This is a genomic window from Halopseudomonas sp. (genome assembly GCF_036960865.1).
GTDB lineage: Bacteria > Pseudomonadota > Gammaproteobacteria > Pseudomonadales > Pseudomonadaceae > Halopseudomonas.
In genome coordinates this window covers 45,838-72,516 of record NZ_JBALWE010000002.1, presented here as the reverse complement: position 1 = coordinate 72,516, position 26,679 = coordinate 45,838, and the positions used below count along the sequence as shown (strand labels likewise).

25 protein-coding genes and 1 tRNA gene are annotated in these 26,679 nt (G+C 59.0%); 13 read left to right on the top strand and 13 right to left on the bottom strand.

Annotated elements, in window-relative coordinates; genetic code table 11:
* The first annotated feature begins 137 nt into the window (after positions 1-137).
* From V7747_RS02745 to V7747_RS02735, 3 genes are all read left to right on the top strand, one after another.
* A complete protein-coding gene (locus tag V7747_RS02745) occupies positions 138-809 on the top strand; it encodes a heavy metal response regulator transcription factor (protein ID WP_335614533.1) in 672 nt (223 codons plus the stop codon).
* Complete coding sequence (locus tag V7747_RS02740; RefSeq protein ID WP_335614532.1) at positions 806-2,185, top strand: heavy metal sensor histidine kinase; 1,380 nt, start codon at positions 806-808, stop codon at positions 2,183-2,185. The genes V7747_RS02745 and V7747_RS02740 overlap by 4 nt, the downstream gene beginning before the upstream one ends.
* A gap of 105 nt (positions 2,186-2,290) precedes the next feature.
* Entirely contained in the window at positions 2,291-2,422 is a 132-nt protein-coding gene (locus V7747_RS02735; protein ID WP_335614531.1) for a hypothetical protein, read from the top strand.
* Positions 2,423-2,566: 144 nt separating this feature from the next.
* Here V7747_RS02735 and V7747_RS02730 read toward each other — a convergent pair.
* Both V7747_RS02730 and mobA read right to left on the bottom strand, forming a co-directional pair.
* Positions 2,567-2,643, bottom strand: a tRNA-Pro gene (locus tag V7747_RS02730).
* A 77-nt stretch (positions 2,644-2,720) separates the two neighbouring features.
* Positions 2,721-3,299: a molybdenum cofactor guanylyltransferase MobA gene (gene mobA / locus V7747_RS02725; RefSeq protein WP_335614530.1), complete on the bottom strand. Its 579-nt coding sequence runs from the start codon at positions 3,297-3,299 to the stop codon at positions 2,721-2,723.
* 118 nt (positions 3,300-3,417) lie between these two features.
* Between mobA and moaB the strand changes: the two genes are divergently transcribed.
* The 4 genes from moaB (at position 3,418) to rloA3 (ending at position 7,554) form a co-directional block, all read left to right on the top strand.
* On the top strand, positions 3,418-3,954 hold the full coding sequence (gene moaB, locus V7747_RS02720) for a molybdenum cofactor biosynthesis protein B (RefSeq protein WP_335614529.1): 537 nt from the start codon (positions 3,418-3,420) through the stop codon (positions 3,952-3,954).
* Positions 3,951-5,159 carry a molybdopterin molybdotransferase MoeA gene (locus V7747_RS02715; RefSeq protein ID WP_335614528.1) on the top strand — a complete coding sequence of 403 codons (1,209 nt, stop codon included), beginning with the start codon at positions 3,951-3,953 and terminating at the stop codon, positions 5,157-5,159. The genes moaB and V7747_RS02715 overlap by 4 nt, the downstream gene beginning before the upstream one ends.
* 117 nt (positions 5,160-5,276) lie before the next feature.
* Positions 5,277-6,893, top strand: a complete 1,617-nt coding sequence (locus tag V7747_RS02710; RefSeq protein ID WP_335614527.1) for a Vgb family protein — start codon at positions 5,277-5,279, stop codon at positions 6,891-6,893.
* 136 nt (positions 6,894-7,029) lie between these two features.
* Complete coding sequence (gene rloA3 / locus V7747_RS02705) at positions 7,030-7,554, top strand: retropepsin-like aspartic peptidase RloA3 (RefSeq protein ID WP_442909170.1); 525 nt, start codon at positions 7,030-7,032, stop codon at positions 7,552-7,554.
* A gap of 24 nt (positions 7,555-7,578) precedes the next feature.
* On the opposite strand, the gene V7747_RS02700 is transcribed toward rloA3, so the two are convergent.
* Positions 7,579-9,006: an aminotransferase-like domain-containing protein gene (locus V7747_RS02700; RefSeq protein WP_335614526.1), complete on the bottom strand. Its 1,428-nt coding sequence runs from the start codon at positions 9,004-9,006 to the stop codon at positions 7,579-7,581.
* A 163-nt stretch (positions 9,007-9,169) separates the two neighbouring features.
* Between V7747_RS02700 and V7747_RS02695 the strand changes: the two genes are divergently transcribed.
* From V7747_RS02695 to V7747_RS02685, 3 genes are all read left to right on the top strand, one after another.
* Positions 9,170-9,394 (top strand): DUF1127 domain-containing protein, encoded by a 225-nt coding sequence (locus V7747_RS02695; protein WP_335614525.1) that lies wholly within the window; start codon positions 9,170-9,172, stop codon positions 9,392-9,394.
* Positions 9,395-9,477: 83 nt separating this feature from the next.
* Positions 9,478-10,299: an inositol monophosphatase family protein gene (locus V7747_RS02690; protein WP_335614524.1), complete on the top strand. Its 822-nt coding sequence runs from the start codon at positions 9,478-9,480 to the stop codon at positions 10,297-10,299.
* A gap of 42 nt (positions 10,300-10,341) precedes the next feature.
* Entirely contained in the window at positions 10,342-10,656 is a 315-nt protein-coding gene (locus V7747_RS02685; RefSeq protein ID WP_335614523.1) for a DUF2845 domain-containing protein, read from the top strand.
* On the opposite strand, the gene V7747_RS02680 is transcribed toward V7747_RS02685, so the two are convergent.
* From V7747_RS02680 to V7747_RS18600, 6 genes are all read right to left on the bottom strand, one after another.
* Positions 10,653-11,639, bottom strand: a complete 987-nt coding sequence (locus V7747_RS02680) for a GGDEF domain-containing protein (protein ID WP_335614522.1) — start codon at positions 11,637-11,639, stop codon at positions 10,653-10,655. The genes V7747_RS02685 and V7747_RS02680 overlap by 4 nt on opposite strands.
* 252 nt (positions 11,640-11,891) lie before the next feature.
* The gene (locus tag V7747_RS02675; RefSeq protein ID WP_335614521.1) at positions 11,892-12,656 is read right to left on the bottom strand and encodes an amino acid ABC transporter ATP-binding protein; all 765 of its coding nucleotides are present in this window, start codon (positions 12,654-12,656) and stop codon (positions 11,892-11,894) included.
* 9 nt (positions 12,657-12,665) lie between these two features.
* Positions 12,666-13,763 (bottom strand): amino acid ABC transporter permease, encoded by a 1,098-nt coding sequence (locus V7747_RS02670; RefSeq protein ID WP_335614520.1) that lies wholly within the window; start codon positions 13,761-13,763, stop codon positions 12,666-12,668.
* A gap of 9 nt (positions 13,764-13,772) precedes the next feature.
* Complete coding sequence (locus V7747_RS02665; RefSeq protein ID WP_335614519.1) at positions 13,773-14,957, bottom strand: amino acid ABC transporter permease; 1,185 nt, start codon at positions 14,955-14,957, stop codon at positions 13,773-13,775.
* A gap of 99 nt (positions 14,958-15,056) precedes the next feature.
* A complete protein-coding gene (locus V7747_RS02660; protein WP_335614518.1) occupies positions 15,057-16,085 on the bottom strand; it encodes an amino acid ABC transporter substrate-binding protein in 1,029 nt (342 codons plus the stop codon).
* Positions 16,086-16,552: 467 nt separating this feature from the next.
* On the bottom strand, positions 16,553-16,621 hold the full coding sequence (locus V7747_RS18600; protein ID WP_442909179.1) for an MHYT domain-containing protein: 69 nt from the start codon (positions 16,619-16,621) through the stop codon (positions 16,553-16,555).
* A 198-nt stretch (positions 16,622-16,819) separates the two neighbouring features.
* On the opposite strand from V7747_RS18600, the gene V7747_RS02655 reads away from it, so the two are divergent.
* Both V7747_RS02655 and V7747_RS02650 read left to right on the top strand, forming a co-directional pair.
* Positions 16,820-17,650 carry an alpha/beta fold hydrolase gene (locus tag V7747_RS02655; RefSeq protein ID WP_335614517.1) on the top strand — a complete coding sequence of 277 codons (831 nt, stop codon included), beginning with the start codon at positions 16,820-16,822 and terminating at the stop codon, positions 17,648-17,650.
* Positions 17,647-18,879, top strand: a complete 1,233-nt coding sequence (locus V7747_RS02650; RefSeq protein ID WP_335614516.1) for a multidrug effflux MFS transporter — start codon at positions 17,647-17,649, stop codon at positions 18,877-18,879. Before V7747_RS02655 ends, V7747_RS02650 begins: the two co-directional genes overlap by 4 nt.
* Positions 18,880-18,920: 41 nt before the next feature.
* On the opposite strand, the gene V7747_RS02645 is transcribed toward V7747_RS02650, so the two are convergent.
* From V7747_RS02645 to V7747_RS02630, 4 genes are all read right to left on the bottom strand, one after another.
* Entirely contained in the window at positions 18,921-19,982 is a 1,062-nt protein-coding gene (locus V7747_RS02645; RefSeq protein ID WP_335614515.1) for a 3-deoxy-7-phosphoheptulonate synthase, read from the bottom strand.
* 472 nt (positions 19,983-20,454) lie between these two features.
* Positions 20,455-21,768 (bottom strand): DEAD/DEAH box helicase, encoded by a 1,314-nt coding sequence (locus V7747_RS02640; protein WP_335614514.1) that lies wholly within the window; start codon positions 21,766-21,768, stop codon positions 20,455-20,457.
* A gap of 201 nt (positions 21,769-21,969) precedes the next feature.
* The gene (locus V7747_RS02635; protein WP_335614881.1) at positions 21,970-23,334 is read right to left on the bottom strand and encodes a DUF1329 domain-containing protein; all 1,365 of its coding nucleotides are present in this window, start codon (positions 23,332-23,334) and stop codon (positions 21,970-21,972) included.
* A 34-nt stretch (positions 23,335-23,368) separates the two neighbouring features.
* Positions 23,369-25,291: a DUF1302 domain-containing protein gene (locus tag V7747_RS02630; RefSeq protein ID WP_335614513.1), complete on the bottom strand. Its 1,923-nt coding sequence runs from the start codon at positions 25,289-25,291 to the stop codon at positions 23,369-23,371.
* 269 nt (positions 25,292-25,560) lie between these two features.
* Here V7747_RS02630 and V7747_RS02625 point away from each other — a divergent pair, with 269 nt between their 5' ends.
* The gene (locus V7747_RS02625; protein WP_335614512.1) at positions 25,561-26,604 is read left to right on the top strand and encodes an AraC family transcriptional regulator; all 1,044 of its coding nucleotides are present in this window, start codon (positions 25,561-25,563) and stop codon (positions 26,602-26,604) included.
* Positions 26,605-26,679: the final 75 nt, after the last annotated feature.

Here is a 26,679-nt window from a genome sequence, read left to right as displayed (position 1 = left end):
CCGTGCCGATCTGTTGCAGCACCGGTGCAGGATGCCGGGGCGCAAGCGTCAGCGGCATTGCAGCTGCATTACGTATTTGTAATGGGCAGCCTGCCGCTTTCGCTCTACTCTGGCGGCATGGCTGGGAGAGGAAAGAAATGCGCATTCTGGTAGTAGAAGACGAACGCAAGGCCGCAGAGTACTTGCGCAAGGGTTTGAGCGAGTCGGGCTATCAGGTTGCTGTTGCCCTGGAGGGGCTGGACGCACGCCATCTGATCGAAGAGGAGACCTTCGATCTCATCATCCTGGATGTCATGCTGCCGGGGATGGATGGCTGGCAATTGATCAAGTTGATCCGCTTGCGCGGCCAGACCCCGGTGCTGTTTCTCACCGCCCGTGACAGTATTGAAGATAGGGTCAAGGGGCTCGAACTGGGTGCCGACGATTACTTGGTCAAGCCCTTCTCCTACGCCGAATTGCTGGCCCGTGTGCGTAGCCTGCTGCGCCGTGCCCCCCTGCGCGAGCTGGAGCATTACCGGCTGGATGATCTGGAGGTGGACGTGCTGCGCAGGCAAGTGAACCGGGCTGGCCAACGCATTGTGCTGACCAACAAGGAATTCGCGCTGCTGCAGCTGCTGATCAGCCATGTCGGCGAGGTCATGTCGCGCACGCGCATCGCCTCTGAGGTATGGAACATCAACTTCGACAGTGATACCAATGTGGTCGACGTGGCCATCCGGCGCTTGCGCGCCAAGCTCGACGACCCCTTTCAGCGCAAGCTGATCCACACCGTCAGGGGCATGGGCTACAAACTGGATCAGTCCGCATGAGAGCGCTACTGCAGTCGCTGAGCCTGCGCCTGGGTCTGACCTTCGCCCTGGTCAGCAGCGCGCTGTTGGGCAGCGTTGGCCTGTACCTCTACCAATCGCTGCAGCGGGAAATCGCCTGGCGCGACGATCAGGCCCTGCTGGGGCGGCTTGAGCGCGTACAACTGCTGCTTGAAAACAGCCCCGATCTGGGCGCGCCGACCGATCGGCCCGAGCTGTACGCCAACATGCTGGGCAATACCCAGCACTTCCTATGGGTACATGACAGCGCTGGCCGTACCCTGGTCAGCATCAACCCTGCCAACCTTGATCTGCCGCGCCTGCCGGCGACGGCAAAACCGACGTTCTATCAGGACCCGGCTGAGCGCTACCGGCTGGCCACACAGCAGATCAGCGTAAATCAGCGATCGCTGACCCTGACCGCCGGCCACTTGCTCTCCGAGCAGCAAATGATGCTCGCCGCCTACCGCTCAAACCTGATCACCGTGCTCGGCGCAGGCAGCCTGCTGATTTTCTGCTTGGGCTTCTGGATCAGCCAGCGCGGCCTGCGCCCCCTGCGTCGGCTGGCGCAACAGGCAGCGGCAATCGACAGCGAACATTTGCACCTGCGCCTGGACGCCACCCTGGGCTACAGCGAGCTGGACACACTGGTTGGCAGTTTCAATCAAACCCTGCAGCGGCTCGAAGACGGCTTTGAGCAACTGTCGCGCTTCTCTGGCGATCTGGCGCACGAAATGCGCACCCCGCTCAACAACCTTGTCGGCCAGACCCAGCAGTCGCTCAGCCAGTCACGCTCGGCAGACCAATACGAGGCCTTGCTGGAATCCAACCTGGAAGAGTTCGAGCGTCTGACCCGGATGATCGACAGCCTGCTGTTTCTGGCCCGCTGCGTGCACCCACGGCAGCAACTGGCGCTACAACCGACAGACCTGCACAGCGCGGTAGCCCGGCTATGCGAGTACTTCGAAGGCATGGCCGAGGAGCAGCAGCTTACGCTGTGCAACCAGTGCGCAGGCCAGTTGACAGTAGAGCCCGAGCTGCTCACCCGCGCCCTGGCCAACCTGATTGCCAATGCGCTACGCCATGCCGATCCTGACAGCGTCATCACCCTTGCCAGCCGCGAGGATGCCACGCATATCCACCTCAGCGTGCACAATCAGGGCAAGGGCATCGCAGCGGAACACCTGCCACTGCTATTCGAACGCTTTTACCGCGCTGACCCTTCGCGCAGCCAGCCCGGCGACAGTGGCGGGTTGGGCCTGTCCATCGTCGAGGCAATCATGCACCTGCACGGCGGCGGTGCCAGCGTGGCCAATACCGCATCGGGCGTGACCTTCGAGCTGCATTTCCCAAAGGCAACGCCCACGACCGGCAAATGACAGCTTTGTAATCCTGGCGTCATGCCGGGGTTGGCAGCGCACTCATATCCTGTACAGGTCAAGCGGCGGCAGTCGCCACCGCAATCACTGTAAGAGGATTCGCCCATGAAATTTGCTATCGCCCTCATGCTGTCGCTTTCCGCGCTGACCTGCACCCTGGCGCAGGCCGAGAATGGCAGCGAACGGCTGCATGAGTTCTTCGAAAACCACCAGCAAATGCAACAGGCAGCCGACTAAGCGCCAATACCCACCGCCAGCGTAGGACTCGACAGGAAAAGCCATGCTGGCGTAGGAAGGAAGCAGGAAAACCGAGAAAGCAAAAAGCCCGCGAATGCGGGCTTTTTGCTGGCCAGCATTGAGCTGATCAATGCTGACTGAATGTGGTCGGAGAGACTGGATTCGAACCAGCGACCTTCTCGTCCCGAACGAGACGCGCTACCAGGCTGCGCTACACTCCGTTAACAGGCGGCATTTTACCTAATTGGTGCTATCGCACAAGGGGGGATGCGGCAAAAAGATGACCGTTTTCCGACAGTTAGCGCGTTTCCCAATCCTGCGGACTATTGCCGTTGTGCAGCCTGGGATCATCCGCGGATAAATCGAGCACCCTGGCCTGCTGCGCCAGCAACCAGCGCAATGGGCTGCGCTGGCCTTGCTGCCAGGCTGCCTCCAACTGCGGCAACAGCGCGCGCGGAATAACGCACAACAACGGTTGCCAGCGCTCTCCGGCGCGCACCATGCAAGGCCGCTCGGGTGCCGCCTCCGCTTGTGCCAACAATCCCTGCAACAGCGCCAGGTCTACCCTGGGCATATCGCAGGGCAGCACCAGCAGGTGCGAGCTGCGACACGCCTGCAGGCCGGCCATAATACCGGCCAGCGGGCCGGGAAAATCGGGCGCCACATCGCTTACCAGACGATCCGCCCATGGCTCGTAGGTAGCTTGGTTGCGGTTACAACTGATCAACAGCTCACCACCCAGATTGCGCAAGAGGTGGCTGAGGTGCGCTGCAACCGGCTTGCCGGCGTAAGGCATCAACCCCTTGTCACGCCCGCCCAGCCGGCTGCCCTGGCCGCCGGCCAAGAGTAACGAGGTGGGTACAAAGCGTTGCTGCATGGCTAAGGGCTCGGGTAATCAACAGCTGTGTGTTATAACACCCGGCCCAGCCCAATAGAAAGTTGACCGTCGCAAGCTAGCCTGCGATGGCCAGCACAGCCGTATCAAGGAAATCAGCATGGCCAAGCCAGACGCGCCCTTCACTCCCCTGTCCATCGCCGTTCTGACCGTTAGCGATACCCGCACACTCGACACCGACACCTCCGGTCAACTGCTGACCGACAGCCTGATCGAGGCCGGCCATCAACTGGCTGACCGCCAGCTGCAACCAGATGACATCTACCAGATTCGTGCCACGCTATCGGCCTGGATTGCGCGGTCAGACGTGCAGGTCGTACTGATTACCGGTGGCACCGGTTTTACCGGTCGCGACAGTACACCTGAGGCGATCACGCCGCTGCTCGACAAGCTGGTGGATGGTTTCGGCGAGCTGTTCCGGCATATTTCTTGGCAGGAAATTGGCACCTCCACACTGCAGTCGCGCGCATTGGCTGGCCTGGCCAACCGCACCCTGGTGGTTTGTGTACCAGGCTCAACCAACGCCTGCCGCACCGCTTGGACCAAGATCCTGCAAGAGCAGCTCGATGCGCGTACCCGGCCCTGCAACTTCGTGCAGCACCTGGGCAACGCTGAACTGTGCGATAGCCGCGCATGAGTCTGATGCCGGTGGATCAGGCGCTGGCACAGCTGCTGAATAGCGCTCGCAGCCACACCGCTCAGGCTGTCGACAACCTGCCGCTGGAGCAGGCGCTGGGCCACGTATTGGCCACGCCAGTCATCGCCGCGCATGACGTACCGCCTTGGGACAACAGCGCCATGGACGGTTACGCATTTAATAGCGCAGACGTCGAGCAGGCCAGGCAGCAGGGTCTTGTCGTTAGCCAGCGCATCACCGCTGGCATGGCGCCAGCCCCACTGCAAAGCGGTACCTGTGCACGTATTTTTACCGGCGCGCCGCTGCCGGCAGGCGCCGATTGCGTTGAAATGCAGGAAAACGTCGAACTGTCTGAAAGCGGCCTGGCGCGCCTGACCCAGGCGGTAAAGACAGGCCAGAACGTGCGGCCACAAGGCCAGGATGTGCGCAGCGCAAGTGAAGTCCTGCCCGCCGGGTTACGCTTGCGGCCGCAGGATCTGGGCGTAATTGCCTCGGTCGGATTGGCCCGCGTGGCCGTGCGCAGGCCGCTTCGTGTTGCGGTTGTATCAACCGGGGACGAGTTGGTAGAGCCCGGTGCGGCACTGCAACCCGGTCAAATCTACAACAGCAATCGCTTCACCCTGATTGGCGCTTTACAACGTCTGGGGCAGCAGGTCATCGACGGCGGCATCCTGCCCGATGACCCAGCGCTGACCAGTAGCCGGCTACGCGCGTTGGCTGACCAGGCTGACCTGATCATCAGCTCCGGCGGCGTCTCGGTCGGTGAGGCCGACTGCCTGGGGCAGGTGCTTCGCGAACAGGGCGAGGTCGCACTCTGGAAGCTCGCTATCAAACCCGGCAAGCCCTTTACCCTGGGCCGCTTTGCCGATACCCCCCTGCTCGGCTTGCCCGGCAACCCGGCTGCGACACTGGTCACTTTTTTGCTGCTGGTACGCCCCTATCTGCTCACGCGCCTGGGCTGCAACAGGGTAGAACCGGTCAGTTTTCAGCTGCCCGCCGGTTTCGATTGGCCGCGCGCCGGCACCCGGGACGAATACCTGCGCGCCGGCCTGCAGGATGGCCAGGTAATACTCAGCGGCAATCAAAGTTCCGGCGTGCTCAGCAGCGCCAGCCAGGGCAGTGGTCTGGTATTGATTCCTGCCGGCCACACAGTGGCAGCAGGTGCGCCTGTGCTCTTTCTGCCCTTCAGTGGCCTGCTCGACTGACAGGCCACCCCGCACTGCCCCCGGCGCTTATCCCCTGCTATCAACCTTGCCAATGCCACGGGCAATCAGGCGCGGGCCGGCTAGAATCGAGACAAACCAACAATAACAGGATCTCGCATGAAGCCTCCCTTTCCGGCCGCTGCACTGGCCACCCTCGTCAGCCTCAGCAGCGCCAGCATGGCGATCGAATACCAGGCGCCAGAGGCTCTGGTCGCACCCTCTGCTTTCAAGGGCGTGCACGGTCTGGCCGTCGATCAGCAAGGCCGTTTACTGGCCGGCAGCGTGGTCGGCAACAGCATTTACCAGGTGGATATCGATACCGGCGAGGTGACCACCTTCATCGGGCCGGACCAAGGCCAGGCGGACGACATTGCCATTGGCCCCAAAGGGGAATTGGCCTGGACCGGATTCTATGCCGGTCAGTTGCTGATCCGTGACAATGACGACGCCCCTATCCGCGTGGTGGCCAGCGATCTGCCGGGCATGAACTCGCTCGACTTTAATGACGAGACCGGCCAACTCTATGCCAGCCAGGTATTTCTCGGCGACGCGCTCTGGGAGATCGATCCGACCGGCAAGCAGCAGCCACGCCTGATCGCCAAGGATCTTGGCGGCTTCAACGGTTTTGAAGTGGGCCGGGACGGCTGGCTGTATGGCCCGCTATGGTTCAAGGGCGAGGTGGTGCGGATCAACCCGGCCGATGGCAGGGTAGAAACCTTGGCCACCGGTTTTGGCACGCCGGCAGCGGCCAACTTCGACTCCAAGGGGAATCTCTATGCTCTGGATACGCTCAAGGGCCTGCTCAAACGTATCGACCTGAGCAGCGGTGAAACCACGGATATTGCCAAGCTCAGCAGCTCGCTGGATAACCTGGCCATCGACAGTCAGGATCGCATTTTCGTATCCAACATGGCCGACAACAGCATTCAGGAGGTCAACCCGGCTACTGGCAAGGTACGCCTGATTACCGGCGGTGAGCTGGCGGTGCCAGCCGGCATCAGCCTGAGCGAGGATGGCCAAACCCTGTATGTGGCCGATGTGTTCGCCTTTCGCAAGGTCGATACCGCGACCGGCAAGGTGACCGACCTGCGCCGTGCGCACGGCTCGGATGTGGAGTACCCCATCAGCGTCAGCCTCGGCAAGGAGCGCCTGCTGCTGACCAGTTTTTCCACCGGAACCCTGCAGGTCATCAGCCGCAGTGATGACAGCACGTTGCAGATGCTGCACGGACTGGATGCGCCTTCAGGTGCGGTGGAGCTGGATAATGGCGACATCGTGGTGAGCCAAATGGGTAGTGGAAAGCTGCTCAGATTTAGCGGCGCGAGCCTTGAGCAACGCGCAGAACTGGCTACCGGACTGCAGGGGCCAGTGCAGATGATCCGCGGCCGTGATGGCCATATTTACCTGACAGAAATGGCCGGTTTCCTCACCCGCGTGAACCCCGCCGACGGCAAGATTGAACGCCTGGCTGAGGGTCTGCAGCTGCCCGAGGGCCTGTCTGAAACCGCCGATGGCCATTTTATCGTTGCCGAAGGCGCCACCAAGCGACTGTTACGCATAGACCCGGCCACCGGCGACAAAGTGGTGATCGCCAGCGATTTGCCAATAGGCTTGGCGCCAGGCCCGGGCATGCCGCCCACCGGCATCCCCACCGGCGTGGCGGTGGCCACCGACGGTAGCATCTACTTCAGTTCGGATATCGACAACGGCTTGTACCGGCTCTCTCCCCAGTGACACCAGGCCCCGCTTTCAAACGCGGGGCTGCAACATTTGCTCATAGCCCGCTTAAGCAATTCGTGAACGTTTCGCGTGCGCATTAGTCCATTTCAACATATGAATCTGAACTGAACAGCCGCAACAGGAGACGTACATGCACCATTTGCTGAAAAAATCGCTTGTTCCTGCCATTGCTATCGCCACGCTCAGCGTATCCTCTCTTGGCTACGCCGACGCTGCCAAGCCACTGGGCTGGGTTGAAGAAGGCGTCATCATGCCGGAAGACCTGACGGTCAAGTTCAAGCTCGATTCCGGTGCTCTTACCTCGTCCATGCATGCCGAAGACATCGAACGCTTTGAGAAAAACGGCGAAGACTGGGTGCGCTTTCGCGTTGAGCTGCAAGACATCAATACCGAAGAAACCGTGGCCTCGACCTTCGAGCGTCCACTTGAGCGCAATCTCAAGGTCCGCGGCGCCGGCGGCTCGGAAGAGCGCCCGGTGGTGAAGATGGAAGTCTGCGTGGGCAATGAGATGCTCAAAGAGGAATTTTCCCTGCGCAATCGCAACAACATGCACTATCCCGTGCTGCTGGGTCGTCGCACCCTGAATGAGCTGGGGCCAGTAGACACCTCGCGAACCTTTACCACCAAGCCTGCCTGCAATATCGAGCAAGCCTGAGCCCCAGCCCTGCAGCCGAGCGGCTCAAACCGCCTCGGCTGCCTGCTCCGCTTGCATCAAGGCCACTTCGCGGCTGACCGTTACCAGCGCCTCATACATCTGTGCGCTGGCCTGGGTATAGTTGATACGCAGGCAATCACGGTACTTACCCGAAGCGGAGAACAGCGAGCCGGGCGCAATCTGAATACCTGCAGCTAGCAGGCGCTCGTTGAGCCTTACTGAATCCAGCCCCTTCACTTCGACCCATAGCAGAAAGCCACCCTGCGGGTAGCTGACACCCGTGCCCGGCGGAAACAGCGCTTGCACCCATCCCAAAACCACATCCAGATTGCGCTGGTACTGACGTACCACGTGGCGCAGATGCCGCTCGTAGTGCCCCTGGGCAATAAAGTCCGCGACGGCCAGTTGCGGCAGCGTCGCCGAAGCACCGGTAGAGACGTACTTCATGTGCATGACCTGGTCACGATAGCGCCCCGGCGCTATCCAGCCAACTCGCAGCGACGGAATCAGGGTCTTCGAAAAGGAGCTGCACAACAACACACGCCCGTCATCGTCAAAGGATTTCAGGGTACGCGGGCGTGGTGCGCGGTAAGCCAGATCGCCGTAGATGTCATCTTCGATAATGGCCACGTCAAAGCGCTGCGCCAGGGCCACCAGCTCGCGCTTGCGGGCCTCGGGCATGGTATAGCCCAATGGGTTGTTGTGTGTCGGCGTGATTTGTATGGCCTTGATGGGCCACTGCTCCAGCGCCAGTTCCAAAGCCTCCAAGCTGATGCCGGTTTGCGGATCGGTGGGGATCTCCATGGCCTTGAGCTGATGCGCCTTGAGAATCTGCATGCTGCCATAGAAGCTGGGCGAGTCTACCGCTACCACATCACCCGGTACCGTCAGAGTGCGAATAGCGATCGACAGCGCTTCCTGACAACCGGTGGTGATCAGAATGTCGTCTGGATGCAGCAGGCAGCCGGCACTGGAGGCCAGGCGCGCCAGCTGCTCGCGCAGCTGCGGGCTGCCAGCCAGTGAATCGTACTTTAGGCCCGCCGCGTGACCGCGGCGATGCAAGGCTGCCAGCTGTTGAAACAGCGGCTTCAACGTTTTGGCCTCCACGTCTGGAATACCTCGACCCAGTGAAATTACGTGCTCGTCGCCCGGCTCGCCTACCAGGTTCAGCACGTGATCCCACTGCGACACATCCAAGGGGCGCTGGGTAGGCCTCGTGACACCGGGCAACACCGCCGGCGCTGACCGCGGCAGCACGTAATAACCCGATTTGGGACGCGCCTCGATCAGCCGCTCTGCCTCCAGCCCGGCGTACGCGGTCTGCACAGTGGAAATGCTCACGGCAAACTCTGCGCACAGCTCACGGATCGACGGCAAACGATCACCAGCGCGGTACAAACCGTGCTCCATGCGCTGCCGGATGGTAGCGGCGACCTCTTCATAACGTTTCATGACAACCTCCACAAGGCCACCCAATATCAGTACAGATTGCGCATCAAAACAGCATACAGCGGCTATTCGACCGGTACTGTATCTATTTTTTAATTTTCTGCTGTATCTGTATGCAAAAACAAGTCTCTCTTAATATTTCTCCACGCTAACCGGAGACCCGACCATGACTGTATCTGCACTCTTCAGCCTGCTGCTGAAGCACCACCAGCAAAGGCGCGATTATCACCACCTACTGAAACTCGACGAGCACCTGCTCGCCGACATAGGCCTCACCCGCGAGCATATCCAGCGTGAACTGAGCAGGCCCTACTGGGCGAGCCTGAAGCTGAACCTGCGCTGCGATCAGTTGCTGAATCAGCGTCACGGGGCACTCAACCCTCGACACTAAGCGCTCTGTTACCACCCGGACTTAATTTTCGCGCCGATCTTGAGTAGGCTTGCACGCGTTCTCACCCTGCAGCGGATAAGCCCATGACCAGCACCCTCCCGTCCGATATTGATTTACCGGCGCGCTATGCGCTGGCCCAGCGCGTGGCTCAACAGGCCGCCGAACGGGGCCTGGCTTACTACCTCGGTCGCGAAGACCTGGATATCGAGCACAAGGCAGGCGACCGCCGTGATGTGGTCAGCGCCGCCGACCGGGCACTGGAAGACTTTATCCGCGCCGAGCTGCAGGCGGCCTTTCCGGAAGACGGGTTTCTTGGTGAGGAAAGTGGCTCGACAGACCTGCAGGCCCGGTGCCTCTGGGTGGTCGACCCCATCGACGGTACCGCCTGTTTCGTCAACGGCCTGCACAACTGGTGTGTGTCAGTCGGCATGTTGCTTGATGGCGAACCGCACATCGGCGCCATCGCCGACCCCAATCACCAGGAGCTGTTTCATGGCATGCTCGGCCTGGGCGCGTTTGTCAACGATCAACCATTGTGTGTCAGCCCCGCGACCCACGTGCGCGAGGGTCTGCTTGGAGTGGGTACCTTCTACGCCCGCGGTACCGAACATTTCATTCCCTTTCTCACTCAACTGCTGGCCGAGGGCGGCATGTTTCTGCGCAATGGCTCAGGCGCGCTCATGACCGCCTACGTCGCGGCCGGCAGGCTGCTGGGCTACTATGAAACCCTGTTGAAAAGTTGGGACTGCGTCGCCGGGCTGGTACTAGTGGCAGAAGCCGGCGGACGCAGCAATGATTTTCTGCGTGGCGACGGCCTGTTGCAGGGTAACCCCTATCTGGTGGCCTGCCCTGGCGTATACCAACAGGTCGCCGAGATGATCGGGCCCATGCTCGATCAAGACTGACGCAAGCACAGCTTGCTCTGAGAGCAGCAGCCGGGAAGCACGATGAACAGACTATTGAAGCGATTTACCGCACTGGGCGCGGCAACAGTGATGACACTGCTTTGCACCCACCTGCACGCCGCCATGCGCTGCGCCGGCGGTCTGGTGGATGAAGGCGACAGCATTGATCAGGTACTGCAGCAGTGCGGCGAGCCCGATCAGCGCGAAGCGACCCCGCAATACATCGAGGCCGATGGCTTCCCGGCCGACGGGTCGGTCAATGAAGAAGACTGGGTCTACGGGCCAGACAATGGCATGTACCGCTACCTGCACTTTATCGACGGCAAACTGGTACGCCTGCGCAGTCAGCGCAACTAGGCCAGCGCCAACTCCACCCGATTGCGCCCAGCCGACTTGCCCGCATAAAGCGCGTGGTCGGCACGGGCAATGGCACTGCTCAACGCCTCCTCTGCCCGGTACTGTGTAATACCAATCGACAGCGTGACACTGATGCGTGCGCCGTCGTTTTCAATCACCAAGCCTTCGACCGCTTTGCGAATACGCTCGGCACTTACTGCAGCCTGATCCATGTCGGTCTCAGGCAACACTGCCAAAAACTCCTCCCCACCCCAGCGGCCAATAAAGTCCTGCTCGCGCATCGACTCCTGCAGCAATTGGCTTACGCAGCTGAGCACGCGGTCACCGGTGTCGTGGCCATAGTCATCGTTGATCTGCTTGAAGAAATCAATATCCATCAGCATGAACGTAAGGTTTCGCGGACGCCGATGATGGCGCGCCAATTCCTTTTCTGTCAGCGCAATCATATGCCGTCGATTGAACAGGTTGGTCAGCGAATCAGTGGTGGCCATTCGGGCGAGATGCTTGTGCGCGCGCGTAACCGTAATCACGTAATACAGCGCCAGATAGCTGAACATGAAAAACACGGTCGTCAGATTGAAAATATGCACGCCCAGCAAAGCGTTGGAGGAAATCGGCTGCAGCGGCTCCACGTACCACATCAGCACATCCAGGGCGACGTAGTAGATCCACAGGAGAATGGCCAGAACCCAGGCACTGCGGGCGTGCATGCTGACAAACAACGCCGGGATGAACATCAACAAAAAGTAATGAAAGCCGCTGTCCCAGCCCACCAGTACCGTACCAAGCCCCGCATGCACCAACACCTCGATGCGAATAAGCAGGATGGCAAGACCGTTCCGGCGTTGTTGGAATGCACGGTACGCGTAGACATACATAGCGACGCTGATGACGTTGACCCAGGCCAGAATGGGCGAGCCAAGAACAAGAAAAATAAAGAAAAAAGCCACATCCACGGCGCCGGCCAACTGGCAGCAACGCATGGATAGATCCCAGAATTCGGGGCGAGCGTCTCGTTTGTGAGACTGAGCTGAATGCTTCCCTGGCATTGAACCTGTTACCTCAAGCTCCGGGTATATTCCCGGATTAATATCTAGGTTGCCTGCCTGACCGCCGGCAGCTGAGCGAGCCCTGAGTGTAGTGAAGCCACCCGCATGCTGCCAGCCGGACTTCACCCCTCACTGCTCACGGAGCGGCTCCTACCGCTCTGCTCAGCTTATCGGCAGCACGCGCAATTAATGCAGTATCTGACTGAGAAATAATTGCGTGCGTTCGTTTTCGGGGTTGCTGAAGAACTTGTTGGGCTCGGCCTCCTCTACAATTTCGCCCCTGTCCATAAAGATCACACGGTTGGCCACTGTGCGCGCAAAGCCCATCTCATGGGTCACGCAGAGCATGGTCATGCCGTCTTCTGCCAGCCCGATCATTGTATCGAGTACCTCCTTCACCATTTCAGGGTCCAGCGCCGAGGTCGGCTCGTCAAACAGCATGATCTTGGGCTGCATGCACAGGGCCCGGGCGATGGCCACTCGCTGCTGCTGGCCGCCGGAAAGCTGGCCGGGAAACTTGTGTGCCTGCTCGGGAATACGCACGCGCTCCAGGTAATGCATAGCCATTTCTTCCGCCTCACGGCGTGGCGTCTTGCGCACCCACATGGGCGACAATGTGCAGTTCTGCAGCACCGTCAGATGTGGAAACAGATTGAAATGCTGAAACACCATGCCCACTTCGCGGCGCACTGCTTCTATCTGTTTGAGATCATGGGTCAGCTCGGTGCCATCCACAATGATGCGCCCCTGCTGGTGCTCCTCCAGCCGGTTGAGGCAGCGAATGGTCGTCGACTTGCCCGAGCCCGATGGCCCGCACAGCACGATGCGTTCGCCCTGCTGCACATTCATGTTGATGTCCTTGAGCACATGAAACTGGCCGTACCACTTGTGCACGCCGTCCATTTGAATAATCCCCTCAGGGAGTGTCGGCTGCATATTTGCTTCACTCATGTCGTACTCCTAACGCTTGTGGCCGGTATCCAGCTTGCGCTCCAGATGCATGGAGTAGCGGGACATGCCGAAACAGAAAATCCAGAACACCAACGCTGCAAAGACATAGCCTTCGGTCGCCATGCCTAGCCAGGCCGGGTCGGTGGTCGCTTGTTTGATGCTGTTGAGCAGGTCGAACAGGCCGATGATGATTACCAGGCTGGTATCCTTGAACAGCGCGATAAAGGTATTGACGATGCCGGGGATGACCAGCTTCAGCGCCTGCGGCAGAATCACCAGGCCCATCATGCGCCAGTAGCCCAGGCCCATCGCCGCGGCAGCTTCGTACTGCCCCTTGGGAATCGCCTGCAGGCCGCCGCGCACCACCTCGGCAACATAGGCCGACTGGAACAGGATGACACCAATCAGCGCCCGCACCAGCTTGTCGAAGTTCATACCCTCAGGCAGAAACAGCGGCAGCATCACCGAGGACATGAACAGCACCGTGATCAGAGGCACGCCGCGCCAGAACTCGATAAAGGTGACGCAGATAACGCGAATGGCCGGCATATCGGAACGCCGGCCTAGCGCCAGCATGATGCCCAGCGGCAAGGCTCCGGCAATGCCCACGGCGGCAATCACCAGGGTCAGGGTCAAACCACCCCATTGACTGGTCGGCACGGTTTCCAGCCCGAAGAAGCCACCGTGCAGCAGCCAGTAGGCAAGCAGCGGATAAGCGACCAGAAAACCTATGCCGTAACGCGCCTTGTGCCGCATGGCATCAATAAACAGCGGCGCGGCGCCAACCACGGCCAGAATCACCGTGAGGTTGACCCGCCAGCGCAGCTCGGTGGGATAGAACCCGTACATGAACTGGCCAAAGCGCTGCTGAATGAACACCCAACAAGCGCCCTCGCTGGTGCAATCGGCGCGGGTGGTGCCCACCCAGTCGGCCTGGATAAAGGCCCAACTGATCAGCGGTGGCACAATCAGCCACACCAAATACAAGGCAACCAGCGTCAGCAGGCTATTGAACCAGCCGGAAAACAGGTTCTCGCGTAGCCAGGCCAGCACGCCGATGTTCTGCTTTGGCGGCGGCATATCCGGTTTGAAAGTATGTGTCTGCATGGGGGCTCCTCAGCGCTCAATCAGCGCTATGCGCCCGTTGTACCAGTTCATGAACAGCGAAATACTGATGCTGATGGCCAGGTAAACGCTCATGGTGATGGCAATGACCTCGATCGCCTGCCCGGTCTGGTTGAGCACCGTGCCGGCAAACAGCGAGACCATATCCGGATAGCCAATACCGGCTGCCAGCGACGAGTTCTTCGCCAGGTTGAGGTACTGGCTGGTCAGCGGCGGGATGATGACGCGCAGTGCCTGCGGAATGATCACCAGGCGCAACGTCTTGCCCGCTGGGAGCCCCAGCGAGTGCGCCGCTTCAGTCTGGCCGTGATTGACCGACTGTATGCCTGCACGCACGATCTCGGCAATAAAGGCTGCGGTGTAGATACTCAAGGCCAGGGTCAGCGCCATCAGCTCGGGTATCAGCACCCAGCCGCCGGTGAAGTTGAAGCCCTTGAGTTCAGGCACTGTCCACACCAGTGGATTGCCGGCGATGAGCACTGCCAGGCCGGGAATCACCAAGAGTAATGCCAGTACCGAAATCAGCAGCGGGAAAGGCTGCCCGGTCGCTTCACGGCGCTTCTTTGCCCAGCGCCCCAGCAAGAGCGAGGCAACAATCGCCACCAGCAGTGCCGCAAAAAACAGCCCGAAGGTCTCGGACAGACCAGGTGACGGCATGTACAGGCCGCGGCTATTGAGAAAGAAACTGTCCAGCACGCCCAGGCTCTGCCGCGGTCCGGGCAACGCCAGCATCACCGCGAAGTACCAGAACAGAATTTGCAGCAACGGCGGGATATTGCGGAAGGTTTCAATATAAACCGTCGCCAGCTGGCGAATCAGCCAGTTGGGTGAAAGACGCGCCACACCCAGCAGAAAGCCAACCAGCGTAGCCAGAATGATGCCGATAAAGGACACCAGCAAGGTATTGAGCAGCCCGACGAAGAAAACCCGACCGTAGCTGTCGGTCTGGGTGTAATCAATCAGATGCTGAGCTATACCAAAACCAGCGGTGTTATTGAGAAAGGCGAACCCGGAGGTGATACCCCGTTGTTCAAGGTTGGTCTGTGTATTGTCGAACAGATACCAGCCGAGCCCCACTACTGCTGCAATGGAAATCAGCTGAAAGATCAATGCCCGCCATTTCGGATCAGTCCAGGCTGACCCACTGCGTCGCGGCGCATTGGCAACATTTTGCATATAAGCCTCTCGCATCCTCTGCTCGCACGGCGAGCGAAGACTTGCTTGTCAGAACGACATCAGCCCGACCAATGGGCCGGGCTGATGTGGCGGTAGATATCAGCGCACCGGTGGTGCGTACTGGAGTCCGCCTTGGTTCCACAGGGCATTGAGGCCACGTTCAATCTTCAGCTCACTGCCGGCACCGACATTGCGCTCGAAGCTTTCACCGTAGTTACCCACCTGCTTGACGATCTGTACAGCCCAATCGGAGGGCAGCTTCAGATCCTTGCCGTATTCGCCTTCCCCACCGAGCAGCCTGGCTACATCGGGGTTAGCGGTGGTCTTGCTCTTCTCTTCCACGTTGGCCGAGGTAACACCCAGCTCTTCGGCGTTAACCATGGCGTACAGCGACCAGCGTACGATGTTGAACCACTCGTCATCGCCCTGACGCACGACCGGACCCAGCGGCTCCTTGGAGATCACCTCAGGCAGCACCACGTACTCATCCGGCGCGCCCAGCTTGATACGCTGCGCATAGAGTTGCGACTGGTCAGAGGTCAGCACGTCACAACGGCCCGACTCCAGCGACTTGGCGCTTTCATCCGAGGTGTCGTAGGTGATGGGGGTGAATTTCAGATTATTCGCGCGGAAGTAGTCAGACAGGTTGAGTTCGGTCGTGGTACCCGCCTGGATACAGACCGTGGCGCCGTCGAGCTCCTTGGCACTGCTGACACCCAGCTTCTTGTTGACCAGAAAACCCTGGCCGTCGTAATAGTTAACGCCAGCGAAGTTCAGGCCCAGGCCGGCATCGCGCGAACTGGTCCAGGTGGTGTTGCGTGACAGCATGTCGACTTCACCGGATTGCAGTGCGGTGAACCGCTCCTTGGCAGTCAGCGGGCTGTATTTGACCTTGGTCGCATCGCCAAACAGCGCAGCAGCCACCGCACGGCAAACATCCACGTCCAGGCCCAGGTAGTTGCCCTTGTCATCGGCATAGGAGAAACCGGGCAATCCGTCACTGATACCGCATTGCACAAAGCCCTTTTTTTGCACTGCATCCAGCGTGGCGCCTGCTTGCGCAAAACTGCTGACGCCCAATACTGCGGCGGTGGTAAATACTGCCAGGGTGGATTTCACCATCTTCATTTGTATCTCCAGTTTGCTATTTTTGTGTAGGAGTCTCGCGCCGACCCTGACCACTCTTATGGAGGGCGGGTTGGCAAGCCAGCGGCAGGTCACGGTGTCGACCTGCCTGTTGACTATAGCGGACGCGAGACTGATAGCAATTTGCCTATAGTCGAACGCACTACGCTCGACCTTCCGTTTTGACCGCCCCAAAAAAAGCGCAGCCCTCTGCGACGCCGTTTACGGCAAAACCACGCATTTAGCGCGTGCGCGGGCATCGACAGTCCGAAGCACTTATGCAAGCGCCATACCAGCGCCCGGACTAGAGCGGTCGGCGATTTAAGGCGGAGATGAACTTGTATCAGTGCGACATTTTCTTCTGAAATTTGCCACAGAGTGTTCCGGCCAGCGCATCAAATAGGCGCAGCCTGGTTACCAAGGGTGACAAAAAGGGACGAGATTGGCGGAGTTGGGTGCAATGCCAGGGTTCAAAACAACGACAGGAGCGTCAACTCAAGGTCGTATCCCTGCCGTATCGGCAGACTGAAGGCGTGCATGCCGGCAAGTCGGCTCTCCAGCTGAATTCATCGCGACACTGCCAATACTCATCTATACAACCGCGGCAAAAAACACAACCGCCATTAAATTATGATTGACATCTAATAATTACATCCATCATATTAAGCGTCGAGTCGCACCTGCCGTGCCATAGCGCAGCCACCAGAACTCCTTCCACCAACCAGGGAGCAATGACCATGAACGGCCCCACCTCAGCCAACGCCCAAGTTTTTAGGTCCGAAGAGCCGTTTCTACAGGCTTGCCGCGCCTTCAGCCATCCCAAACGTATTGCCGCAAGCTCTGCAGAACTGGCTTTATTGGATCAGGCCAGCCGCAGTACCCACCGGCATGCAGATCAGGATATGCAAGTGTGGACGCTGGGTACTGGCCCGCGTGTACTTCTGGTGCATGGCTGGGACAGCCGAGGATCTCACCTCGCAGCCTTCGTGCAACCCCTGCTGCGAGCCGGCTTTGCAGTCACCCTGTTCGATCTGCCGGCACATGGCGATTCCGGCGGCGAGACCAGTAGCGTGGTTCACGCCAGCAAGGCGTTGTTGTCGCTGACCCGCGAGCTGGGCGATGTTGAAGCCGTGATCGCTCACTCGATAGGTTCTGCCGCCGCGCTGATTGCCTTTCATCAGGGTCTGCAGGTGAAAGCCAGCGTGCACCTGTGCGGACCTAGCTCGCTGTCCGCGATGGTCAAACTACAGGCCCACGGCTACGGATTGAATACAGCTCAGAGCGAGGACTTCCAGCGCTGGGTAGAGCGGTACATAGGCCAGCCGACACGGTCCGTTGATCTGGAAAGCCTGCTCGGCGGCCTGCGCCATCGTGGCCTGATCATGCATGACCCGCAAGACAAAGTGGTGCCAGCGGCCGCCTCGCAGGATCTGCATAGCGCCTGGCCCGGTTCGGAGCTGGTAATGCTGGAGGGGCTTGGACATCGCCGGGTGCTGACCGACGCCCAAGTGATCGCGCGTGCAGTAACCCATGTGCGCCAGCAACTTGCCGCGAGCACAGCCCCATGAGCATGCCGACGCCGTCTGGGTTGGCAGTCAGCACAGGTGAACAGGCACAGCGGCGCCTGAGTACTGCGGTACTGCTCGTATTGGCGAGCCTGGCGGCACTGGGTACGCTGTCGACCAACATCATTCTGCCCTCGTTTCCGGCCATGGGTGCAGATCTGGGTATGTCATCGCGCGAGATGGGGCTGACGCTGTCCTATTTCTTCGTCGCCTTTGCCATTGGCCAACTGGTCGTCGGCCCGCTGTCGGATCGCTGGGGACGCAAAAAACTGGTCATCGGTGGCCTGCTGGTATTTGCTGCCGGTAGCGCGCTATGTGCCTATGCAAATGACCTCACTACCCTGCTGACCGGCCGCGTAGTACAGGCGCTGAGCGTGTGCGCAGCCTCGGTGCTGTCACGCGCCATCGCCCGCGACCTGTTTGAAGGCGAAGCGCTTGCGCGCACGCTGGCGCTGATCATGGTCGCCATGGCCGCCGCCCCCGGATTCTCGCCGCTGCTGGGTAGCGCGTCTGATAGCCTGCTGGGCTGGCGCGCGACCTTTGGCATTGTTGGCGGGCTGGGCATTATTGCAGCGTTCGCCTACGCCAGCCGTATCGGTGAAACTCACGCGCTTGAACGGCGGCAATCAGTGTCCGCGACGGCCATACTCGGCCAGTATGTGGCGTTGCTGAACGACGCACGCTTTGCTCGCCCGGCGCTGGCAGTCAGTCTGATTGTCGGCGCACTCTACGCCTTCTTTGGCGCCGCTCCGGCAGTACTGATGGTCGGCATGGGCTTGAGCTCCTTTGAGCTCGGACTGTTATTCGCGGGTACGGTAATAGTGGTGTTTGCCTCGGGCTTGATGGCGCCAAAGCTGGCCCAACGCTGGGGCGCTGCCCGCGTAACGACCGGGGGCATCCTGCTCGCTCTGCTTGGCGGTACCGCCGTGTACCTAGTGCAGAGCCAACACAACTTAGTGCTGTTTACCCTGGCGCTCACCCTGTTTCTCGCCGGCATGGGAATCGTCAACCCCCTAGGTACGGCGCTGACGTTGCAACCCTTCGGCCAGCAGGCCGGCGCCGCCTCTGCCCTGCTCGGCTTTCTGCAAATGAGCTGTGCCGCGCTGGGCACCTGGCTCACCAGCGCATTGCCGTTAGCGGCCACAGCAACGCTTGGCCTCACGCTGGCGACCTTCTCATTGCTCGCGCTATTCGCCTTCAGTTTCGCCCGCGGCACGGATCGTCTCGCTTAATACCCGGCTGCCGCTTAAGGCAGCCAAGCACAATCGCTCCGTCAACTGCGCAAGGCGTCCGCTGCCCGCAGCAGCGCCTGGGAAGTGCCCTCCCAACCAAGACAGGCATCAGTAACCGAGACGCCATACTGCAGCGGCGCCCTCAGGGGCTGGCAACCATCGAACAAATGACTCTCCAGCATCACGCCGCGCAGGTGAGTTTGCCCCGCCAGGCGCTGTGCAATAACCGACTCCAGCACCTGTGGCTGCCGCGCGGGATCTTTTCCGCTATTGGCATGGCTGCAGTCGACAATGAGATTGGGTCTAATGCTCTGCGCCTCGAGCGCCGCACAGGCGGCCGCCACTGCTTCGGGCTGGTAATTCGGGCCACTGTGCCCACCCCGCAGCACCAGATGGGTGTCCGGGTTACCCCGCGTCTGCACCATGGCCGCACGCCCTTGCTCGTCCATGCCGAAATGCTGATGCGGGTGCGCCGCCGAACGCATGGCGTCGCAGGCGATAGCCACGCTCCCGTCGGTACCGTTCTTGAACCCCACTGGCAGATCAAGACCACTGACCATTTCCCGGTGAATCTGCGATTCACTGGTACGCGCACCAATAGCCGCCCAACTCAGCAGGTCATCGAGGTAGCCGGCAGCCAGCGGCTGCAATAACTCGGTAGCCAACGGCAACCCCAGCTCGGCGATATCCAGCAGCAAACGACGCGCCATTGCCAGGCCGCCCGCCATATCACTACTACCATCAAGCTGCGGGTCATAGACCAGACCTTTCCAGCCGATCGTGGTGCGCGGCTTTTCGACGTAGGCGCGCATCACCAGCAGCACCTGATCGCTGACCTGCGGGGCCAGTTCCGCCAGCCGCTGCGCGTAATCCAGCGCAGCATCCGAATCATGCAGGGAGCAGGGGCCGGCAATGACCAGCAGTCTGGGGTCATCACCGCGCATGATCGCGCGGACAGCCTCGCGGCCGCGTTGCACACTGGCAGCAGCTCCAAGGCTCAGGGGCAATCTGGCCCGCAGTTGTGCCGGTGTGGGTAATGGCTGCGCGCTACGGGTGGCCGCAGTGGGTGTTGGGGTACAAAGAGCAGAAACAGTGGCGTTCATTTGATGCTTTCCTCAGTCGGGCGGTAAACCGCGCCGACGCTATCTGGGTGTTCGTTGATTACCGGTGCAATGGCCTGAAGTTGCGCTGCCGCCTGTCCAGCAGCAGAAAGTAAATCGTGAACAAGTGCGGTAAGTCTGCATCCGTAAACCCTCATCGAAGTCTGAATAAAACCCAATAAAAAACCCCGGGCGGGAAGCCGACCGGGGTTTTGCATGTTGCTGGTGGCGTCCCGTTGAGTCAGGGCGCCTGTGGGGTATCAGGCGCGCCTACGGCTAAACCAATACCCAAAATAAAACGCGTTCAACACGACTGCCGGCAGCGCGCGCAGCAAGGCAACGCAAGATGCGTTGGCAGATGCAGTGCGATGTGCAGATTTGGCAGACATGTGACTCTCCGTTGAACTGTTAACGACTCTAGCCGATCACGCTGATGCTTGACAACCCGTGGCTGCCAAGCATCAGCTTCCTCGCCTTATTTGCGCTTCGGTGGCGCCAACCCATCGGAGCTGGTAACGACCTGACCCTGTGGTGGCCGTGAAGGACGCTTGCCCGCCCTGGGCTTTTTCGACTTGGGTGCCGACTTTTTCTTGTCGTCCTTTTTCTTCTTGGCTCCCACCGGCTTGCCGGACGACTTGACCTTCTTAGGTCCCTTGAAGCTGCCAGGCACTTCCTTGAGGATGCGCCGCTCGAACTGACGTCGCAGGTAGCGCTCGATGCTCGACATCAGATTCCACTCGTGCGGACTGATCAGCGAGATCGCCAGGCCGCTGGCTCCGGCGCGTCCGGTACGGCCGACGCGGTGCAGGTAGTCATCACCACTGCGCGGCATATCGAAGTTGATCACCCTGTCCAGCTCGGCAATATCCAGCCCGCGAGCGGCCACGTCGGTCGCCACCAGCACGCCGCTCTGCCCCTGCTTGAAACGCTCGACGGCAAGATTGCGCTCCTTCTGATCCTTCTCGCCGTGCAACACGTAAACCCGCAGCTCCATCGCCCGCAGCACACCATTCAACCGATCGGCCGCGACCCGGGTGTTGGTGAAGACGATGGTCTTGCCCTCCCCTTCATTGACCAGCAACCACTTGAGCATGGCTTCCTTGTGAGGGTTGTCGTCTGCCGGTATGACCTGCTGAGCGATAGCCGGCGTGTCGTCGCGCACACTGGTCAACTCGAGAATATCCGGTTCGTGGAGTACCGAGTCGATCATCCGCTGTAGGCCGCGATTACCCTTAGTGGCCGAGAACAGCGCCGTCTGCCGTGGCTGCGGGCAGGCCTCTGCCAATTTGGTGACGTCCTCACTGAACCCCATGTCCAACATGCGATCCGCTTCATCCAGCACCAGTGTCTGCACACTGCCCAACTCAAGATTGCCGGCAGCTAACTGCTCCAGGGCGCGCCCTGGCGTGGCGACCACAATATCCGGATTCTTGCGCAGACGCGCGGCCTGAACCTTGAAGTCTTCGCCACCGGTCACCAACTCCGCCTTGAGAAAGGTGAACTGAGCCAGACTGGCAATATCCTTTACCACCTGACGTGCCAGTTCCCGGGTCGGCACAAGAATAAAACCACGCGGCGCCAACGGCTTTGACTCATCCTGCAGCAAGCGCTGCAATAGCGGCAATACAAAAGCCGCCGTCTTGCCACTGCCTGTCTGGGCAATGACGTAAAGATCCTTGCCGGCGATGGCAGCAGGGATGGTTGCACTCTGCACCTCGGTTGGCTGCTCGAAGGACAGTGCTTCAAGCGCCTTGAGCAGGCGTTCGTGCAGGTTAAGTTGGTTAAACATGGGTTGGCTGTCTGATTGGCTGAACAAGGGCATCACTCTGGCAGGTCGGTATCAAGGTCGGTTCGACAATGCCCACAGTCTAACAGATGTATGGTCCTGCGCTGGCTGAAAGCCACGTGGAAGGAAAATCGCAGATAAAAAAAGGGGTATCCGAAGATACCCCTTAAAAACCCAAACTTCTTACTAAAGCAGCATTACAGCTTAACGGATACCCGAGGAGCGCAGGGCTGCCGGGGTGAACTGGTTGTAGTTCGGATCGTAATCGAAGTTAGGCGCATAAGCCTCTTCAGTGAACATACCCAGTGCGATGTAACGGCCAGCCAACAGGTCATACAGGGTCTCGATAGAGTAGCCCGGAATCTTGTTGGCATAGTTGAAGCCGATATGGCCTTCGCCTACACGCCACAGGGTGCCACGACCGTCGTAATGGTCAGCCAGGTTGATCATCCAGGAATCTTCGTCAACGAAGAAGTTACGCTGAGCGTAAATGTGACGCTGACCTTCCTTGACATTACCCTGGACTTCCCACACACGGTGCAGCTCGAAGCGGGTGTAGTCCGGGTTGATGTGACCCGCCTGGAGAACGTCTTCGTACTTCACGCCACGGTCGGTCAACTTGCCGCTGTTGTAAGGAACGTAGATTTCCTTTTTACCAACCAGCTTCCAGTTGTAACGGTCAGGTGCACCGTTGTACATGGCGAAGTTATCGGACGTACGCATACCGTCAGACGCGGTACCTGGGCCGTCATACGCTACCTGAGGTGCACGGCGCACACGACGCTGGCCGGCGTTGTAAACCCACGCCATGCGCGGCTCTTTCAACTGATCCAGGGTATCGTGCACCAACAGTACGTTACCGGCCAGACGGGCTGGCGCATTCACGCGCTGTTTGAAGAACAGCAGGGTGTTCGGCATGGTGGACTCATCCACGTCGGACATCTGCTGTGGGTAACCCACTTCTTCTTCCAGCTTGATCAGCGTGAAAGAACCGTTGGTTTGCGGCATGGCCTGCATGTAAAGACGCTGCACGTTCAGACGATAACGGGTGTTGTGGTTCCAGATCACTTCCACGCCCGATTGTGGAACCGGGAAGGCAAAGGTGCCGTGCGAGAAGTTGGAAATACCGTCGCCACCGTTAACCAGCTTGGCCTGGCCAGCAGTCTGCTTGACCTGGTCGTACACTGACTGTGGGTAGCCAACTGTCCGCTCGGTCTTATAGACCGGCATCTTGAAGGTTTCCGGATAACGCTCGAACATGGCGACCTGGCCGGGCGTCAGGTTCTCTTTGTACTGCTGATAGTTCTGCGCAGTGATCACCATCTCGGGCTGTTGGCCCTTGAAGGGGTCTTCGTAGAAGTTGTCGCCCAACGCCTTGCCAGCGTTGGTGGGCAGACCACCGGTCCACTCGGGGATGGTGCCAGCCGCATTACCGGCTTTCTCGGCACCGATCGGCGTGAGCGAATTGCCCAGCTGGTCGATCTGCGCCTGGGTCAGGCTCTGGGCCATGACACCTGAAGCCAAAAGGCTCAGAGCCAAACCGCCCGCGCCCAACAGAGTTTTTTGCATACGCATATTATTTTTTCTCCTTAATAGCCCGGTCTTAGAAGCTTACGCTGACGCTAGCCGACACGAAGTCGCGGTCGACGTTGGTGTTGTACTTGCCGTCGAAGAAATCAGTGTAGCTGATAGAGGCGTTGTACTTGTTGGCATAGTCGGCGTTCAAACCAAAGCTCATGGCCTTAGCGTTTTCACTGAAGTTGGGGCCATAACCGTCAACGTCATGCGACCAGGTCACGTTAGGCGACAGGTTGATACCAGCGAAGACGTTGGAGTAATCCAGCCCGGCGCGAACGCGATAACCGGAAGACCAACTAGTCATGAAACCGTCGTTCTCACACCAGCTCAGAGCACGGTTCTGGCCAGTCGCGCTAGCTGCGTCGACTGAGGCACAGGTGCCTTCTGCTCCAGTATCACCTTCGACATAGGGACTTTGACCAAACAGGGAGTCACGACCAAACTTGGTGGTATTGCCGAGGCCACCGATGTAGTTAACGCCGGCTTCGCCGACCAGAGACAAGCGACTTGCTCCCAGGACTCGGTCAAAGAACTTGATGACAGTTACCTGTGCCTGGTAGAACTCCTTACGCTCGTAACCTTGGATATAATCGCCAGGTTCCACTTGGCCTTCAAGACCTCGGTGGGTGTTATCACTGCCTGGTATTGCTATAGAAACGCCGCCACCAACAGGAACGCCTGCTGCGAGCAGAGCAGTTCGACTCATGTCACCGGTATTGATCTGCAGCGGCATATTCGGGCGATAGCTAAACTCACCACCGATCGAAGCGCCAGCCAAACTGGTCTGGAAGCTCAAGCCATAGAGACGGATGTCTTCAGGGTATTCAAAGAAATAACCTGCCGGTCCGCTTGCGCCGTCGATGCCTTCAATCGTTTGCAATCCACCAAAAGCACCGACGGCATTTGGTCCGAGAACACGCCCAGCAATGTTGGAATAGATAGGCGTGCGGCTGTGATAGTTCATCGCATAGAAGCCGAACTCCGAATCATTCAACTCTGGAGCGAAATAACGAAAAGCAACGCCGAACTGCCCTTCATCTTTTGCTTGCTTATCTTTTCTGGCACGAACGATATAATCGACTGAACCCAAGGCCCCAAGATCGTTTTGGCTCAGCACTGGATTACCTGGGTCATATTCCAAACCCGCAACGATCAAACGATCATTACAGCCGGTGGCCAAAGTATCAGCACCAAAAAACGTGCCGCAGTTGTCCAGAACGGTTTCCTGCCATTTAAGCTGGTAAAAAGCCTCCATGCTTAAATTCTCGGTAAGCCCCTGGGACAGATAGAGCATCTCCACCGGCAACAAACCTTCCTTGATTTCAGCACCTGGCCGACGTAAGGCAGCGACGTCGACTGGGTTGATCGAGTTGATTGAGTTCTGAATGAAAGTGGATTCACCCCAGCTAACAACCTGACGACCCAGACGAACATTACCCGGATTGTTGCCAATAAAATAATTGTGGTAAACGAATGCATCGAGCAACGCGACACCGGAGCCTTTTACAAGCGGATCACGACCAGAGTCATCAATATCATAGAAGTCCGGACTTCCATCTTTGGTCTCAAAGTCATACCAGTATTTACCGCGGAAAAATGCACCAGAATCACCGTAGCTAAGCTCAAGATCATGAACGCCACGGAAAATCTTGGAAAACACATCACCCTTTTCAGAGTAATTTAGGCGCCCATCATCTGACGTCCGCGCTACCGCTTGCCCTCCCAAGTTATTACCGGTAGGCAACCCATTGTCAGTAGTCCGATAATCTACAAAACGACGATCCGCATCTGACGCTGCAGCGCTAATTCCGAGCGAGAGCTGCGAGTCAAGTTGAGCGTTTACATCACCGATATTGAAAGTGACCGCACCCGCCGACCCAGAGAAACTGGCCAGCCCGATTGCCAGAGGCAAAGCGGCGAGCGACCAAGCATGCATTTTTTTTGTCATTGTGCTGCTCCGTTAGAATGAATCATGGGCGCCAGACGACTGGGAGGCCTCTAGCACCGAGGACAAGTCTGTCACGAGATAAAAAACCGAATTGGCCGATTAGGACGAGTTTTTTGGCCGGTAAGGACATTCATGCAATGAATACCCTTGGGTTTTGGCGTGCAATTATCCGTTGCAAAATTTTGCACAATCCCCTGCGTTCCTCTATTGTTGCGACAGGATAAAGATGTATCCAATCACAATAATAAAATTCGAGACGTCTTCTGCTTATGAATCCGGAACTCCATCCGCTACCGTCCGAGCGCGTGCATGAGCGCGCTCTGTGGGCACAGGGTATTGCACAATGCCTTGAAGAGTACGACAAGAGCATCAAGGACCTCCCAGCTGACTTGCGCCCCCATTGCAAGCAAGCTGACCTCAGCCTGACGCACATCAGTCAGACCGACATCAACCGTCTCTGGCACGCTGCAGCACGTCTGTCGCAGGATGAGTGTTTTGGCCTACGCATGGGTCAACGGCACCAGAGCAATACGCTATCACTGCTGTGTCTGGCCGCAGCCTCCAGCGAAACGCTGGGCGACGCGATTCAACGTGTCATTCGCTTCATGCCGGTATTCAGCACTCAGGTACAGCTGTACTCGGTTGAAGATGACCAGTATCTGACGCTCTACTTTCAGCCCAAGGGCGCGCCCCACCCGATGCACATGGAAGCTTTGATGAGTCAGTGCAATCGCATTTGGGATGCGCTGGGGATTGGCAAGGCTGGGCTCATGCTGGAGACACGCCTCACGGGCGAGCACGACAAAAGTCGCACAGCCTGCGAAGCCATTCTGGGTGGACGCGTGCGGCTCGGCGCAAAAAGACAATCGGTGCGCATCAACCGTCGCTTCCTGAGCTCGCGCCTGCCCAACGCCGATGCTTTTCTGCGTAAAAGGCTGGATAACTCGCTGGAAGACATGCTCAGCGATTTACCTAACGTGGATTTTGCCGAACAGGTGAAGCAGCGGATTCGGGTACTGGTTTCGGAACGAACCGTCTCCGAGGAGCTCGTCTCCACGCCATTCAACATGAGCCCGCGGCATCTTCGCCGCAAACTCAGCGAAACCCAGACCACCTATGAGAAGCTGCTGGATGAGGTGCGTATGGAACTGGCGGTTCGTCTTATAAAGGAAGGCAAACTGAATCTCGGGCGGATTGCCTTTGAACTCGGGTTTCTCGACCCCAGCAGCTTCACCCGCGCGTTCCGCCGCTGGACCGGGGTTAGCCCCACTTCGTTCCGCAGCCAATACAATCAGGCGGCCGTCCCGTCCTGAATCAACGCCACAGTTCATATCAGTAATCCAAGGGCGCGAAAGCGCCCTTTTTTCATCATGCAGCCCGCAGGCCTG